This is a genomic window from Rathayibacter festucae DSM 15932 (assembly GCF_004011135.1).
Taxonomy (GTDB): Bacteria; Actinomycetota; Actinomycetes; order Actinomycetales; family Microbacteriaceae; genus Rathayibacter; species Rathayibacter festucae.
Map to the genome: position 1 here is coordinate 2738697 of NZ_CP028137.1, position 14203 is coordinate 2752899.

The window sequence follows — 14203 nt, forward strand, 5'->3', positions numbered from 1 at the left end:
GCGATGTGTGTTCCGTCCCGCATCACCGGGCGCTGGTCGACCGCGACAGACGTCAGCGGAGCACGCGCTCCGCTGAGCGCGCCAACGACGTGACGACCGGGACTCGGACGAAACATGTCTGCATCGTCGTTTCGAACACCAATCTCTCGTAACACAAGTAGCGTTTCTCGTAACACAAGTAGCGGGAATGGTTCCCGTGAACGAGCGGAGGCGCAAATGTTGGATGCAGAATCGATGGCCGATGGGCTCGCACGGGCGATCCCAGCTGCCGCGGAGGCGGGCGACAATGTGGTCGTGCACATCGGCTCCTCAACCGTCGAAATCAACCCCAAGAGACGCGTTAGCAGCGTGGTGGAGACGAGTGCCACAGCGCCTGACATGGCGGCGATAAACGGCGCAATGGAACGTGCGGTCGCTTACCAGCAGGTGCGCCAGGTGCTCGCCGTTCAGGGAATTGTCGACGAGACGATACTTCGCGCGATGTCCGACGCCGATCTTGCCGAACGGCTTCGGCGAGCTTTCGCTTACTGACGTATTGGGGAGCGCGAGCGGCTGAGTTACGCGGACGTATCGATTAGCCCAGCCGGGTCGCAGCGCTCATCAGTCACGACGTGGTGCCACGCGCGCTGGAGCTGGGCGACCTCGTTGCGCTGTGCGGCGATCTGAGCGCCTGACGCCCCGGTCTGAGTGGGGAGAGGCTCGGGCGCGCTAATCGTGAGCGCCTGAGCCTCCTCCTGGCTGCGGAGCGCGCTTCACCGCGCGCAGACCATCGGGCACCCCTACGAGAGCGCGCTCAGAGTGGGCTCGGTGGCCTGCCTGACGATCTCGCCGAGGCGCTGCCAGGTGGCCAGCTTGTCCTTCACCAGGTCCAGCTTGAGCTGGACGACGGCGACCTGGTCGGCGGTCGTCGGGCGGGCAGCGGCGATGAACTCGGTCCGGTCATCGTCGAGATCGGCGGGCACGGGCGGGATGGCCGCCGTGCACTTCTCAACGGCGGCCTGGGCCAGCTCGGTGCCCTTCCGACCGTTGGCCTCGGGAGTGCGGCCGGGGTCGTTGAAGGTGTTGGCGGGGTCAACGTCCTGGACGAGGGCCGCGACGGCGCACGAATAGGTGGTGGTCACCAGGCTTCCTTCTGCTGGTGATGGTGACCCGAGGGCCGGTGGTCCGCGCCCGGATCGGCGGGGGGTTTCTTAGGGGCGAGTGGCCTGCCTCCGTTGGCGACCAGGTGCTGGTTGAGCAACTCCCGGAGGCCGAGGCGGTCGCCCGGGTGATCGAGAGCGTGGCGAGTCACGCTGGCGATGAAGGCGCGGCCCTCGGGCGAGAGGTTGAGCTGCTCGTCCTCGTCGCGGTCCTCATCCGGGTCGATCCACTGGTTGGGCTGGTGGAGCAGGCGCTCCGCGTTGGCAAGGGCCCGGGCGGCGTCGCGGTGCAGGTTGTGTCTCATCGGCTGCGAGCAAACCGGCGGCTGAGCGCTCGGCGGGCTCGGGCCTTGGCTCGGTGTGTGGGCTGAGGGGTACTTCTCATGGTCTTGATCTCCGTTCTCTGGGGGCGCTTCCCCGCATCCCCACCCCTACGGGGAGGTGGGATGCAGGGATGCAGTGCAGTGGGATGCGCTTCCCGGGTGTTTCCGGGATGCGGCCGATCGTTGGTATGGCGCGGATGTAGGGGCTGAGCACTGGTTGCTCGGGATGCAGAGAGGGATGCACTGCGCGCGGTGATGCCGGGATGCAATGGATCCTCGGCATTCCTCTGGTATTGGGCGGTCTGCTTCCCGGCAATCGGGATGCACTACGCGGTGGGGTCGCGGGTGTTCCTCCAGTGGCCGAGCGCGGCTGTTGCGCGGCGGGACGACCAGGTGCAGCGGGTCTGGACGTCGCGGACGCTTTTGGGCGCCGGATCGAGGTGGTCGAGGCGGTCGGCGTCGGCCTTCACGGTGGCGGGGGGCACGACGTTGGGGGTCTGACCGGTCGGGGCCCATAGCTTGGCGTTGAGGGCGTTGCCGTGGGCGGTCATCTCGAAGACGGCGGCGAGGGGTTCGCGGTCGCCTACGGGAGATGCGGCGCGTACTGCGCCGTGCCGGTCCTTCAGAATGTTGAGGGCTGACTTGCCGCCGCGGCCAAGAGTGAACGCTTCGATGATGGTGACGCGGAGGATGATGCCGTCGATCGCGCGCTTCTTGGCGGAGGAGCCGGAAGCGCCGAACGCTCTGGAGTCGACGCTCTTGGCGACGTGATCGATCACGAGGACCGCGGCTCCGGTCTTCGCGAGGGCGCCGAAGGTGACGCGGTGGACGCGGGAGTAGTCGTCGGCGTCATTCGAGTTCGCCCCGTACATCGGCAACACCTCGCCGACGGAATCGACGGTCACGACGTCGGGGGTGAGGATCTCGGCGTCCTTGACCACGCGGGCGAACTCATCGGGGTCGTCCGGTTCAGCGAGCCGGAACCGGTACGGGTCGGAGAGAGTGTCGACCGGTACTCCGAAGGCGCGGAGCCGTCCGACGATCGCGGCGGGGCCGTTGTGGTCCACGTCGATGACGAGGGCGCTGCCGCCTCCGAGAAGCGTCTCGGCGACGATGTGCAGGGCGACCCAGGTCTTCCCTGACTCGGGTTCGCCTACGAGCGAAGAGACGGCACCTGCGAGGAACAGACACTTGCCGTCGGTGCGCTCGCCGAACGTCGGGGTGGGCAGCTCGGGGGCGTCGCCGGTGAGGTAGGCCCGCACATCGAGATAAGGGGCGGCCGGATACGTGCTCGGCGGCACGGTAGGGGCGGTCACGCAGCATCACGCAGGACGTGCAGCTCCTCACGGTGGTCGTGCTCGCCGCGAAGCCACTCAACCCAGTAACGGGCGGCGCCCTCGTCCAGCCGCAGTCTCACGACTTCGCGCAGCTTCTCCGGCGTGTTGTTGGCCCGGAGGTAGAGGCGATCCGCTTCAGCTTGCAGCCGGTCGATTTCAGGCTGGCGCGAGGCGCGGCCCTGGTCGTAGGCAATGGTCCAGAATCCGGCGAGCGCCGGGGTGAGCTGGTGCAGCCCGAGCCGACCGTCCAGGACATCGGTGAGTGCCTGATGCAGCCCCGTCTCGACGCAAGCGCCGACGAGCGGCGTGTGGTCTCCCACGGGTCAGTCCTCGAACGGGCGGAGGGGGGAGCCCAGGGTGTCGAGATCGGAGGAACGAATGCGGATGATCTTGGCTCCGAGGCGACGAGCAGGGAGCGTGCCTGCGGCAATCCACCGGCGGACGGTCTTGTCGCTGACGCCGAGACGGTCGGCGGCCTGGGCGATGGTCAGTTCGGGGACGTGCAGGGACGGCTGAGACATGGCGGGAGCTCCGGAGGTGAACGTGCCGGAGCGCCCGAGTATGGGCACGCGTCGGCACGGAAGTTGATGACCCGCTGCTCCGGAACCCGCCGTACGCATGCGATGGACTCTTCATCTGGGAGGACCCGCCTCGACCAGACATCCTCGGCCTGTGTTGGACTCCACCATACGCACGTGGACGGACTGAAACAACACCGAGGTGGGTCTCTTCGGACTCCCACAAGGACCTTTGGAGGGTGGATCCATGGTGTACAGCGCTCCCTCCTGCACGAGTTCACCGGTCAACTGAGGGCCGAGGAGCGGCGTCTCAGGCGGCTTACTCCGTCATGCGCGCGGCCAGCTCGGCGTCCCGCTCCACCGCCGCATGCTGGTAGCGCATGGCCGTAGTCACGTCGGAGTGGCCCGCCCGGCTCATCAGGTCCTTGGTCGTCGCTCCCGCTCGTGCGTAGCGGGTGAGCCCGTAATGACGCAGCGCATGGAACGGCATGTCTGCCCGGCCAGCAGCCTCGCGGGCGGCGATCCAAAAGCCGTAGAACGCGCCGTTGCTCAGGTGAAGCTCGGGGTCCTTGGTCGAGGGCCAGAGCAGCGCCTCCTCGCCAAGATGCAGCGCGGCCAGGTGCCTCCGTAGCGCCGGGGTGAGTATCGAGGGCAGGGCCACGGAGCGGATGCCTGCGCTGCTCTTCGGGGTGCCGACGACGAACCCGCCGCTGGTGGGCTGGGTGACGGCCCGGGTTACGTGGACGACTGCCAGAGCGTCATCGCCAGGTGCCGAGAACTCCACGTCCCCGCGGCGCAGCTCGGTTAGCTCGCCGTACCGCAGCGCCCCCCATGCGGCCACCTCGATCAGCAGTGAGAACCGAGGATCGATGGTCGCCGTGATGATCGCCAGCTCTGCGTCGGTGGGCGGGCTCACGTTCTTGCCCGTCTTGGCCTTCGACGCTCCGCGGATTGCCGCGGGGTTCTTCGGCAGCCGCCCGTCATCCACCGCCTGGGCGAGGATCGCGCGCAGCAGGCCGTAGGCGCGTGCCGCCTGGGTCAGTCGGCCGGTCGTGGTCTCGCTGGTGTACCAGGAGCGCACGAGGTCAGGCGTCACGTCAGCGAGGTCGAGGGCATGGAAGGGCCGCATCCGGGTCTCGATGAGCCGGTGGTATCCGGCGATGGTGCTGGGCTTGATCGCCGCGCCGTTCCGAGGGTGGCGCCGGGTCTCCACATAGGCGTCGGCGAACTGCCGGAAGGTCTGGGGGACGAACGCGGGTCGCAGGCGGTCGGGGTCGATGGTGCCGCGCGCGGTGCGGGCGCTCTCCTGGTCTAGCCAGCCGAGGGCGTCGGTCCTGGTGTCGAACGATCCCGAGGCGTAGACGCGCTTGCCGCCTGCCGGGTCGGTCGGGGCCTTGCGGAGGTAGGAGGCCTGGAACCGGGCCTTGCCGCGGGTCGTGGTGCCGTCTGCCTTCCGCTTCCCCTGCACCCGGATCTCCTTGATGGAGCCCCACGAGAGGCGTCCTGGACGATACGCGCGGCCCTGGTTGTCGTGCGCTGTCGCCATGCCCGCTCCGGTCCCTCTGCCTATTCAGTGCCTTTTCAGCACGTCAACTCGTGTCCATCCTCGTCCATCTCTGTCCTGGTGTCGAGGGGCTTAGATCGGCGCCAGTATGCGGATCTGAGACGTATTCGCCCGTCCTGACCCGGATCGGAGCAAACCGACGAAAAGCGATTGCAGGACACTCTTGGTGCAAGGGAATGAAGGCCGGCCGCTCGCCTCAGCGGCCGGCCTTCTGTCGTTCCCGGACTGAGCACCGCCTCCGCGCGACAGCCGCCGGCCGACCCCGCGCCCCGGGCGCCGGACGACCATCGAGACGCCGTATCCTGAACGGAACACAAGGAGGATGCGTGAGCTCGAGACGTGCGGTCGCCGCGTGGGAGTCGCTGTTCCGAGCGCAGGTGCACGTGATGCGGGCGCTGAGCACCGACTTCCCGTCGAAGGAGATCTCGCTCAACGAGTACGACGTCCTCTTCAACCTCACGCTGCAGCCCGAGCGCCGGGCCCGGCTCCGGGACCTGAACAAGCACGTCCTCCTGACGCAGCCGAGCGTCAGCCGCCTGATCGACCGCCTGGTCGCGCGCGGCTGCGTGACCAAGAGCGAGGACCCGACCGACGCCCGCGGCACGGTCATCCAGATCACGGACGAGGGCTACGCGCTCTTCCGACGAGTGGCGATGACGCACATGCAGACGATCTCGGACCACGTCGGAGCGGCGCTCGACGACGACGAACTGGACCAGCTGACCGCCCTCTGCGACAAGCTGCGCGAGCGCGTCGCCTCGGCCTGAGCGCCCCCGCCCTCCGCTAGCACGCCCCGCCGCCACGCGGCCAGCACTTCGCGCGGGCGCCGGACTCGCGGATCATGGAGGCACCATGAGCAGCTCCTCCCCCACCCTCGTCTGGCTCCGCGACGACCTGCGTCTCGCCGACAATCCGGCACTCCGGGCCGCGATCGACCGCGGCGGTCCCGTCGCCGTCTGCTACGTGCTCGACGAGGAGTCCGACGGCATCCGACCGCTCGGCGGCGCGGCGCGCTGGTGGCTGCACGGCAGCCTGCTCGCGCTCGCGGGCGACCTCGAGGAGGTCGGAGCGTCCCTGATCCTGCGCCGCGGGCCCGCCGAGGCCGTCGTGCTGCAGCTGGCAGAGGAGCTCGGCGCCGGCGCTGTGCACTGGAACCGCCGCTACGGCAAGGCGGAGCGGACCGTCGACGCCGCGATCAAGGAGGCGCTGCGCGACCGGGACGTCGAGGCGGAGAGCCACCAGGGCTCGCTGCTCTTCGAGCCGTGGACCGTGCAGACCGGCGGCGGCACCCCCTACTCCGTCTACACCCCGTTCGCGCGCGCCTGCCGCAACCGGGACACTCCGCGCGCACCGCTGCCGCGGCCGCGCGAGATCGACGGGATCGCCGCGGAGGCGGCCTCCGACGACCTCGACGACTGGCAGCTGCTGCCGACCAGCCCCGACTGGGCCGGCGGGCTCCGCGAGCGCTGGGTGCCGGGCGAGAAGGCGGCGGCGAAGCGGCTGCGCGCGTTCCTCGCCGAGCAGCTCGACGACTACGCCGACGACCGGAACCTGCCGGCGCGCGACGCCACCTCGAACCTGTCGCCGCACCTGCGCTGGGGCGAGATCAGCCCGTTCCAGGTCTGGCACGCGCTCGAGGAGGCGCACGCGAAGGGGCAGCACCGCGGTGAGGGCAGCGACCGCTTCCTCGCCGAGCTGCTCTGGCGCGAGTTCTGCTACCACCTGCTCTTCCACTGGCCCGACCTCGCGACCGCCAACTTCGACTCCCGCTTCGACTCCTTCCCCTGGGGCCACCCCGGCGAGGACAGGATCGACGCCTGGCACCAGGGCCGCACCGGCTTCCCGCTCGTCGACGCGGGGATGCGCGAGCTGTGGAAGACCGGCTACATGCACAACCGGGTCCGGATGGTCACCGCCTCGTTCCTGATCAAGAACCTGCTCGTCGACTGGCGGGTGGGCGAGGACTGGTTCTGGGACACGCTCGTGGACGCGGACCCGGCGAGCAACGCCGCCAACTGGCAGTGGGTCGCGGGGTCGGGCGCCGACGCGTCGCCGTTCTTCCGCGTCTTCAACCCGGTGACGCAGTCGAAGAAGTTCGACCCCGAGGGCGGCTACCTGCGCGAGTACGTGCCGGAGCTGGCCGAGCTCGACCGCACCGTGATCCACGAGCCGTGGACGCTCGGCGACACGCTGACGCCGGAGGCGGACGGCTATCCCGCGCCGATCCTCGACCTCAAGGAGACGCGGGCGCACGCCCTGGACGCGTTCGCGGTGATCAAGAGCGCGAAGCGCGACATCTCGCGCCCCGACGACGACTGACGGCGCCGCGCCCCGCCGCTAGATGTACATCGCGGGGTCGATCCAGAAGGCCGGATCCGCCAGCGCATCCTCGGCGCGGCCCAGCGCGCGCAGGTCGCGGGCGGGGATCCCGACCAGCACGGCGCCGTCCGGGGCGTCCTTCACCACGACCGCGTTCGCGCCGACGCTCACGTCCGAGCCGAGCACGATCGGCCCGAGGATCACGGCCCCCGCGCCGACGACCACGCGATCGCCGAGCGTCGGGTGGCGCCGCTCGCGCTTCGCCGACTTCCCGCCGAGCGTGACCGAGTGGTAGAGCATGCAGTCGTCGCCGATCCGCGCCGTCTCGCCGATCACCACGCCCATGCCGTGGTCGATGAAGAGCCGGCGGCCGATCGCCGCGCCGGGGTGGATCTCCACTCCGGTCGCGGCGCGGGCCGCCTGCGCGAGGAGCCGCGCAGGCAGGCGTGCTCCGCGCCGCCACCACCGGTGCGCGAGGCGGTGCACCCAGACCGCGTGCAGCCCGGGGTAGGCGAGCACCACCTCCGCCGCACTCCGGGCCGCGGGGTCGCGCAGGCGCGCGGCCGCGACGTCCTCGCGGAGGCGCGCGAAGGCCGTGAGGCGTCCCGTCGTGCCGCGGCGGGGGCCGACGGCGCTCAGCTGCGGAGGTCCTCGTAGAGGACGGTCGAGATGTACCGCTCGCCGAAGTCGCAGACGATGGCGACGATGGTCTTCCCCGCGTTCTCGGGGCGCTTCGCGACCTCGAGCGCCGCCCACATGATCGAGCCCGAGGAGATGCCGCCGAGGATGCCCTCCTGCGCGGCCATCTCGCGTGCCACGCGCACCGAGTCGTCGAGGGTGACGTCGATGATCTCGTCGTAGACGTCGCGGTCGAGGTTGGCGGGCACGAAGTTCGCGCCGATCCCCTGGATCTTGTGCGGCCCGGCCGTGCCCTGCGTGAGGAGCGGCGAGTCGATCGGCTCGACGCCGATGATCTGCACGCCGGGCTTGCGCTCCTTGAGGACCTGGCCGACGCCGGTGATGGTGCCGCCCGTGCCGATGCCGGCGACGAAGACGTCGACCTCGCCGTCGGTGTCCTCCCAGACCTCCTCGGCCGTCGTGCGGCGGTGCACCTCGGGGTTGGCGGCGTTCTCGAACTGGCGGGCGAGCACGGCGCCGGGCGTCTCGGCGACGATGGCCTGCGCCCTCTCGACCGCGCCGCGCATGCCCTCGGAGCCGGGGGTCAGCACGATCTCGGCGCCGTAGGCGCGCAGCAGGACCCGGCGCTCGGTCGACATCGTCTCCGGCATGGTCAGGATCACCTTGTAGCCGCGGGCCGCGCCGACCATGGCCAGCGCGATGCCGGTGTTGCCGCTCGTGCCCTCGACGATGGTGCCGCCGGGCGGGAGCTCCCCCGACGCCTCGGCGGCGTCGACGATCGCGACGCCGATGCGGTCCTTCACGCTGTTCGCGGGGTTGTAGAACTCGAGCTTGGCCAGGACGACGGCGCTGTCCGCTCCGTCGAGGCGGTTGATGCGGACGAGCGGGGTCCTGCCGACGAGCTGCGTCACGTCGTCGTGGATGCGTGCCATGGTGTGTGCTTTCTGCCGGGGCCGACCGCCCCGGGGCCCCGGGGCGACTGGTGGTGCGGTGATGCCGACGCTCCCCTCGCGGGGACGCACCCTCCACGATACGGAAGCGGCGTGCCCGGAGGCGTCTTCCGCCGGTCATGCGCGCCGGATTCCCACCTCCGCCCGGCCGTCCCCGTCGGGGTCGCGGACGGCTCGTCACAGGTGCATCTCGTCCTCTCGGAGGACCCCCTCCTCCCGGGCGCGTCGCGTACCATGACCGAGGGGGATCGCACGACCGGCGCGACGACCCGCCACCCTGCATTCGCGCGGCATCACCGCGCCGGAAGGACCTCCCGCTCCATGGCTCTCCCCACCGCATCCCGCAGCTCCGCTCGACCGCTGGGGATGTCGTTGCGGGCAGTGCTGGGCTTCATCGGGATGAGCGCCGTGGCGGGCGTCCTGATCACCGTCGGCGTCACTCCGGCGCTCGCGCTGACGGGCCTCGCGACGAGCAACACGATCGGCATGTTCCAGAACCTGCCCGGCTACCTCGACGCCGGCCAGCTGATGCAGCGCACCAACATCTACGCGGGCGACGGCACGACGCTCCTCGCCTCCGTCTACAACCAGAACCGCGTCGAGGTCGGCTGGGACGAGGTCGCCCAGACCGCGAAGGACGCCGCGGTCGCCGGTGAGGACCCGCGCTTCTACGAGCACGGCGGCATCGACCTGCAGGGCACGCTCCGCGCGCTCGCGGTCACGCTGACCGGCGACGACCTGCAGGGCGGCTCCTCCATCACGCAGCAGTACGTCAAGAACGTGCTCGTGCAGAAGGCCGAGTCGATCACGGACGAGGCCGAGCGCGACGCCGCCTACAAGCTCGCGACCGACCCGACGCCCGAGCGCAAGCTCAAGGAGATGCGCCTCGCGATCGGCCTCGAGAAGGAGACGTCGAAGGACGACATCCTGCTCGGCTACCTCAACATCGCGCTCTTCGGCGGCACGGTCTACGGCATCGAGGCCGCGGCCAACTACTACTACGGCATCCCCGCCAGCCAGCTCTCGACCTCGCAGGCCGCGTCGCTGCTGGCGATCGTCAACAACCCGTCGAAGTTCCGCTTCGACGACCCGACGGACGAGGCCAACGGCGCCGCGAACGGGTACGCCGCGACCAAGGAGCGCCGCGACTACATCCTCACCGAGGAGCTGAAGTACTCGAAGATCAGCCAGGAGGTCTACGACGCGGCGATCGCCGAGCCGATCACGCCGAACATCACGGAGCCCTCCACCGGCTGCGCGACCGCCGGCGACGCGGCGTACTTCTGCGAGTACGTGCTCAACGTGCTGCGGAACGACGAGGCGTTCGGCGCCGACGACGACGAGCGCTACCAGCGGATCCGCCAGGGCGGCTTCGACATCGTCACCACCCTCGACCTCGACATCCAGCAGGTCTCGCAGGCCGCGATCAACGCCTACATCCCGTCCTACGACTCCCGCTTCCAGGTCGGTGCCACCGCCGCCTCGATCCAGGCCGGCACCGGCCGCGTGCTGTCGATGGTGCAGAACACGAAGTACAGCCAGGACGAGGAGTTCCTCGCCGCGAACCCCGGCTTCAGCGCGATCAACCTCAACGTCGACGTCGCGATGGGCGGCACCGCCGGCGTGCAGACCGGTTCGACCTACAAGGTCTTCACCCTCGCGCAGTGGCTGCAGGCGGGGCACACGCTGAACGAGTCCTTCCCCTCGCCGACCTCGGGGTTCCGCGCCTATCCGCAGAAGTGCAACGTCGCGAACGACGGGCTGTTCACCGAGCGATTCGCTCCGCGGAACGACGTCGCCTCCGAGGACGCCTCGTCGATGACCGCCGTCCAGGCCACGGCGAACTCGATCAACACCGGCTTCATGGGCATGGCCAACCAGCTCGACCTCTGCGACATCCGCACCACGGCGGAGTCCTTCGGGATCCACCGCGCCAACGGCAACGAACTGGAGAACGGAGCCGCGTCGGTCCTCGGCACGAACGAGATCGCTCCGCTGACCGTGGCCAACGCCTACGCCGGCATCGCCAACGACGGATCGACCTGCGCCGCGATCGTCATCGACCGGATCACGGACAGCACCGGTGCGGCCGTCGCGCCGCCCACCTCGTCCTGCACGCAGTCCGTCACCCCCGAGGTGGCGCGGGGCATGCAGTACGCGATGCAGCGGGTCATCACCTCCGGCACCGCTACCGCCTCGGATCCGCGCGACGGCATCGAGCACATCGGCAAGACGGGCACGACCGATGAGGCGGCGGACGTCTGGACCGCCGGCGCCAGCCGTGCCGCGTCGCTCGCCGTCTGGGTCGGCAGCATCAAGGGCTTCGACGACGGATCCAAGCAGAACCTCCGCACGACCAGGCTCACCGGCGAGAAGGGCACGATCAGGGCCGCGGACGCGCGCCACGCGATCTGGAAGCCGATCATGACGGCGCTCGATCAGAAGTACGGCGGCGACGACTTCATCGACCCGCCCGCCTCGATGCTCGCGTCCTCGCCGCGGTCCGCGACGCTGACCGAGGTGCCGGACGTGACCGGGCTCACGGTCGCTGCGGCCACCGCCACGCTCACCGCCGCCGGCTTCTCCGTCGGCGTCACCGAGCCCGTCGACTCCGCGAGGATCCCGGAGGGGTCCGTCGTCTCGACGACTCCCAGCGCGGACGAGACCGTCCTGCGGGGAGCCGTCATCCCCCTGCAGGTGAGCACCGGCAAGGCGCCGAAGAACCCCAGCGACATCTCCGACGTCAACGGCACCCTGCTCACCACCGCCTCCGAATGACGGCACCGGTCAGCCGCATCTGACGGCGGGCACCCCGCCTGCCGCCTCTCGCGCCGGGAACGACGTCCTCGCGGCCGGCGCGGGCATGCGGTCGTCCATCGAGCCGGTGTCAGCGGCCGACCCCCGTGGTCGGGCGTGTTCCGCGCCGCGCGGGAGGAGTCCGGGCGCGCCTGGGCGGGGATGTCGGAGACGTCGCCTAGGGTGCTGGTGCACCGAGAGGATCCATCCTGAAGCGTCCGAACGTTCCCGTCTTCCAGCCCCGTCGCACCGTCCACGGGGCTCTCGGCGCGCTGTTCGGATTCGTGATCGTCAGCGTGCTGGCCGGGCTGCTCGCGACCGTCGTGGTGGCGCCGGCCTTCGCGCTCACCGGGGCCGCCACCTCGAGCACGATCTCGGCGTTCCAGTCGCTGCCGAGCTACCTCGAGGTCGGCGAGCTGATGCAGAAGACGGACGTGTACGCGGGCGACCCCGACGACCCGACGCTCCTCGCCTCCTTCTACGACCAGAACCGCATCGAGGTCACCGCCGACCAGATCGCGGCGCCGGTCTTCGACGCCCTGGTCTCCAGCGAGGACCCGCGCTACTACGAGCACGGCGGCATCGACCTGCAGGGCACCCTGCGCGCCGTAGCCAGCACCTACCTCCTCGACGCGGCGCCGCAGGGCGGCTCCTCGATCACGCAGCAGTACGTCAAGAACGTCCTCGTGCAGAAGGCCGAGTCGATCAGCGACGAGAGCGAGCGCGATGCGGCCTACACCGAGGCGACCGCGACGACGCCCGAGCGCAAGCTCAAGGAGATGCGGCTCGCGATCGGGGTGGAGAAGGAGTACTCGAAGGACGAGATCCTCCTCGGCTACCTCAACATCGCGCTCTTCGGCGGCACCGTCTACGGCATCGAGGCCGCGGCCGAGTACTACTACGGCGTCCACGCCGCCGACCTCTCGGTCGGGCAGTCGGCCGCGCTGCTGGCGATCGTCAACAACCCGGAGAAGTTCCGCTTCGACCGCCCGGACGATCCCGACAACGGCGAGGCGAACGGCTACGCGCTGACCACGAGCCGGCGCGACTACATCCTCGACCGGATGCTCGAGTACGGGAAGATCGACGCCTCGACCCGTGACGCCGCGCAGGCGGCGCCGATCGAGCCGGTCATCACTCCCCCGTCGACCGGCTGCCAGACCGCGGGCAGCGCCGCCTACTTCTGCGACTACGTCTCGCACGTGCTGCGCAACGACCCGGCCCTCGGCGACACCGCCGACGAGCGCTACACGGCGCTCAAGCGCGGCGGGCTCAAGGTCTACACGACGATCGACCTCGCCATGCAGGACACCTCCGCGCAGGTCGTGGCCGACCAGGTGCCCGCGACCGACCCGCGCTTCGACGTCGGGGCCGCGGCCGTCGGCGTGGAGACCGGGACCGGGCGGATCCTGAGCATGGTGCAGAACAAGAAGTACAGCCAGGACCCGGAGCAGATCGCCTCGGCCGACGGCGCCGAGTACTCGGCGATCAACCTCTCGGTCGACGCGGCCTACGGGGGCGGCAACGGCTTCCAGCCGGGCTCCACCTACAAGGTCTTCACGCTGATGGAGTGGCTGCAGGACGGGCACACCCTGCTCGAGCAGTTCGACGCGAAGAACAAGAACTGGACCGGCTTCCAGGACAGCTGCGAGGGCCCGCAGGACTACGGGGTGTTCAATCCGAACAACAACGGCGGGCAGATCTTCCCCGCCTCGCTGAACGCACTGGAATCCACGATCGACTCCATCAACACCGGCTTCATCGGCATGGCACACCTGCTCGACCTCTGCGACATCCGCAAGACCGCGGAGGCGTTCGGCGTGCATCGCGCGGATGCGACCCCGCTGCTCGAATCCCCGGCGACGGTGCTCGGCACGAACGAGATCGCCCCGCTGACCATGGCGGTCGCCTACGCGGGCGTCGCGAACGACGGCCGGACCTGCAGCGCGGTGGCCATCGACTCGATCGTCGGGCCCGAGGGGCAGGACATCGAGGCGCCCGCCTCGAACTGCACGCAGTCGACGACGACGGCCGTCGCCCGTGCCACGCAGTACGCGCTGCTCGAGGTCACCTCGCAGGGCACCGGTCAGGCGGCGAGCCCCGGCGACGGCATCGAGCACATCACCAAGACCGGCACCACCGACGGCGCGGCCGACGGCTGGACGCTCGGCGCCTCCTCCGAGGTCGCGCTCGCGGTCTGGGTCGGCAGCATCTCGGCGCTGAACGACGCCGGCAAGCGGATGGCGCTCGACTCGATCGACTTCGACAGCGGCTCGGCGATTCTCGCGCGGCACCGGATCTGGAACCCGGTGATGACCGCCTTCGACCGCGAGTACGGCGGCTCCGCCTTCGCGAAGCCCGACCAGTCGCTGGTGAAGGCGCCGATGGTGACGATCCCGGACGTGACCGGGAAGAGCGTCGACGCGGCCGTCAGCGCGCTCAAGGCGGCGGGGTTCGTGGTCGGCGGGATGAGCCAGGTCGACTCGTCGGTGCCCCAGGGCCAGGTCGCCGGGACGGATCCGTCGGCCGGGACCTCGGTGATCCGCGGCTCGGAGATCGGCGTGCGGATCAGCACCGGCTCGGCCGCGACGAGCCCGCCGCAGCCGTCGGTCTGAGCA

General features: G+C 70.0%; 13 protein-coding genes. 5 read left to right on the plus strand and 8 right to left on the minus strand.

Annotation, left to right across the window (positions count from 1 at the left end; translation table 11 throughout):
- Window positions 1-216: 216 nt before the first annotated feature.
- Window positions 217-531, plus strand: coding sequence for a hypothetical protein (locus C1I64_RS12640; RefSeq protein ID WP_127887440.1), 315 nt, complete (start codon window positions 217-219; stop codon window positions 529-531).
- A 248-nt stretch (window positions 532-779) separates the two neighbouring features.
- Here C1I64_RS12640 and C1I64_RS12645 read toward each other — a convergent pair whose 3' ends face one another.
- The 6 genes from C1I64_RS12645 to C1I64_RS12670 form a co-directional block, all read right to left on the minus strand.
- Window positions 780-1121, minus strand: a complete 342-nt coding sequence (locus tag C1I64_RS12645; RefSeq protein ID WP_127887441.1) for a hypothetical protein — start codon at window positions 1119-1121, stop codon at window positions 780-782.
- Window positions 1118-1444 carry a hypothetical protein gene (locus C1I64_RS12650; RefSeq protein WP_127887442.1) on the minus strand — a complete coding sequence of 109 codons (327 nt, stop codon included), beginning with the start codon at window positions 1442-1444 and terminating at the stop codon, window positions 1118-1120. The genes C1I64_RS12645 and C1I64_RS12650 overlap by 4 nt, the downstream gene beginning before the upstream one ends.
- A gap of 344 nt (window positions 1445-1788) precedes the next feature.
- Complete coding sequence (locus tag C1I64_RS12655; RefSeq protein ID WP_244209468.1) at window positions 1789-2778, minus strand: AAA family ATPase; 990 nt, start codon at window positions 2776-2778, stop codon at window positions 1789-1791.
- Complete coding sequence (locus tag C1I64_RS12660; RefSeq protein ID WP_127887443.1) at window positions 2775-3119, minus strand: hypothetical protein; 345 nt, start codon at window positions 3117-3119, stop codon at window positions 2775-2777. Before C1I64_RS12660 ends, C1I64_RS12655 begins: the two co-directional genes overlap by 4 nt.
- 3 nt (window positions 3120-3122) lie before the next feature.
- Complete coding sequence (locus C1I64_RS12665; RefSeq protein ID WP_127887444.1) at window positions 3123-3320, minus strand: helix-turn-helix domain-containing protein; 198 nt, start codon at window positions 3318-3320, stop codon at window positions 3123-3125.
- A 316-nt stretch (window positions 3321-3636) separates the two neighbouring features.
- The gene (locus C1I64_RS12670; RefSeq protein WP_127887445.1) at window positions 3637-4863 is read right to left on the minus strand and encodes a tyrosine-type recombinase/integrase; all 1227 of its coding nucleotides are present in this window, start codon (window positions 4861-4863) and stop codon (window positions 3637-3639) included.
- Between the two features lie 404 nt (window positions 4864-5267).
- Between C1I64_RS12670 and C1I64_RS20590 the strand changes: the two genes are divergently transcribed.
- Entirely contained in the window at window positions 5268-5648 is a 381-nt protein-coding gene (locus tag C1I64_RS20590) for a MarR family winged helix-turn-helix transcriptional regulator (RefSeq protein WP_123736825.1), read from the plus strand.
- Window positions 5649-5733: 85 nt separating this feature from the next.
- A complete protein-coding gene (locus C1I64_RS12680; protein ID WP_127887447.1) occupies window positions 5734-7200 on the plus strand; it encodes a cryptochrome/photolyase family protein in 1467 nt (488 codons plus the stop codon).
- An 18-nt stretch (window positions 7201-7218) separates the two neighbouring features.
- Here C1I64_RS12680 and epsC read toward each other — a convergent pair whose 3' ends face one another.
- Entirely contained in the window at window positions 7219-7839 is a 621-nt protein-coding gene (epsC, locus tag C1I64_RS12685; RefSeq protein WP_127888559.1) for a serine O-acetyltransferase EpsC, read from the minus strand.
- The gene (cysK, locus tag C1I64_RS12690) at window positions 7836-8771 is read right to left on the minus strand and encodes a cysteine synthase A (RefSeq protein ID WP_123446628.1); all 936 of its coding nucleotides are present in this window, start codon (window positions 8769-8771) and stop codon (window positions 7836-7838) included. Before cysK ends, epsC begins: the two co-directional genes overlap by 4 nt.
- Before the next feature lie 384 nt (window positions 8772-9155).
- Here cysK and C1I64_RS12695 point away from each other — a divergent pair, with 384 nt between their 5' ends.
- Together C1I64_RS12695 and C1I64_RS12700 are read left to right on the plus strand one after the other, a co-directional pair.
- Window positions 9156-11567: a transglycosylase domain-containing protein gene (locus C1I64_RS12695; protein WP_208645123.1), complete on the plus strand. Its 2412-nt coding sequence runs from the start codon at window positions 9156-9158 to the stop codon at window positions 11565-11567.
- A 302-nt stretch (window positions 11568-11869) separates the two neighbouring features.
- On the plus strand, window positions 11870-14200 hold the full coding sequence (locus C1I64_RS12700) for a transglycosylase domain-containing protein (protein WP_127887448.1): 2331 nt from the start codon (window positions 11870-11872) through the stop codon (window positions 14198-14200).
- Window positions 14201-14203: the final 3 nt, after the last annotated feature.

What these genes read in the sequence shown, in the direction of transcription:
- C1I64_RS12640 (WP_127887440.1), top strand. Translation starts at nt 217, where the DNA reads ATGTTGGATGCAGAATCGATGGCCGATGGGCTCGCACGGGCGATCCCA.
- C1I64_RS12650 (WP_127887442.1), bottom strand. Translation starts at nt 1,444, where the DNA reads ATGAGACACAACCTGCACCGCGACGCCGCCCGGGCCCTTGCCAACGCG.
- C1I64_RS12665 (WP_127887444.1), bottom strand. Translation starts at nt 3,320, where the DNA reads ATGTCTCAGCCGTCCCTGCACGTCCCCGAACTGACCATCGCCCAGGCC.
- C1I64_RS12670 (WP_127887445.1), bottom strand. Translation starts at nt 4,863, where the DNA reads ATGGCGACAGCGCACGACAACCAGGGCCGCGCGTATCGTCCAGGACGC.
- C1I64_RS20590 (WP_123736825.1), top strand. Translation starts at nt 5,268, where the DNA reads ATGCGGGCGCTGAGCACCGACTTCCCGTCGAAGGAGATCTCGCTCAAC.
- C1I64_RS12680 (WP_127887447.1), top strand. Translation starts at nt 5,734, where the DNA reads ATGAGCAGCTCCTCCCCCACCCTCGTCTGGCTCCGCGACGACCTGCGT.
- cysK (WP_123446628.1), bottom strand. Translation starts at nt 8,771, where the DNA reads ATGGCACGCATCCACGACGACGTGACGCAGCTCGTCGGCAGGACCCCG.
- C1I64_RS12695 (WP_208645123.1), top strand. Translation starts at nt 9,156, where the DNA reads ATGTCGTTGCGGGCAGTGCTGGGCTTCATCGGGATGAGCGCCGTGGCG.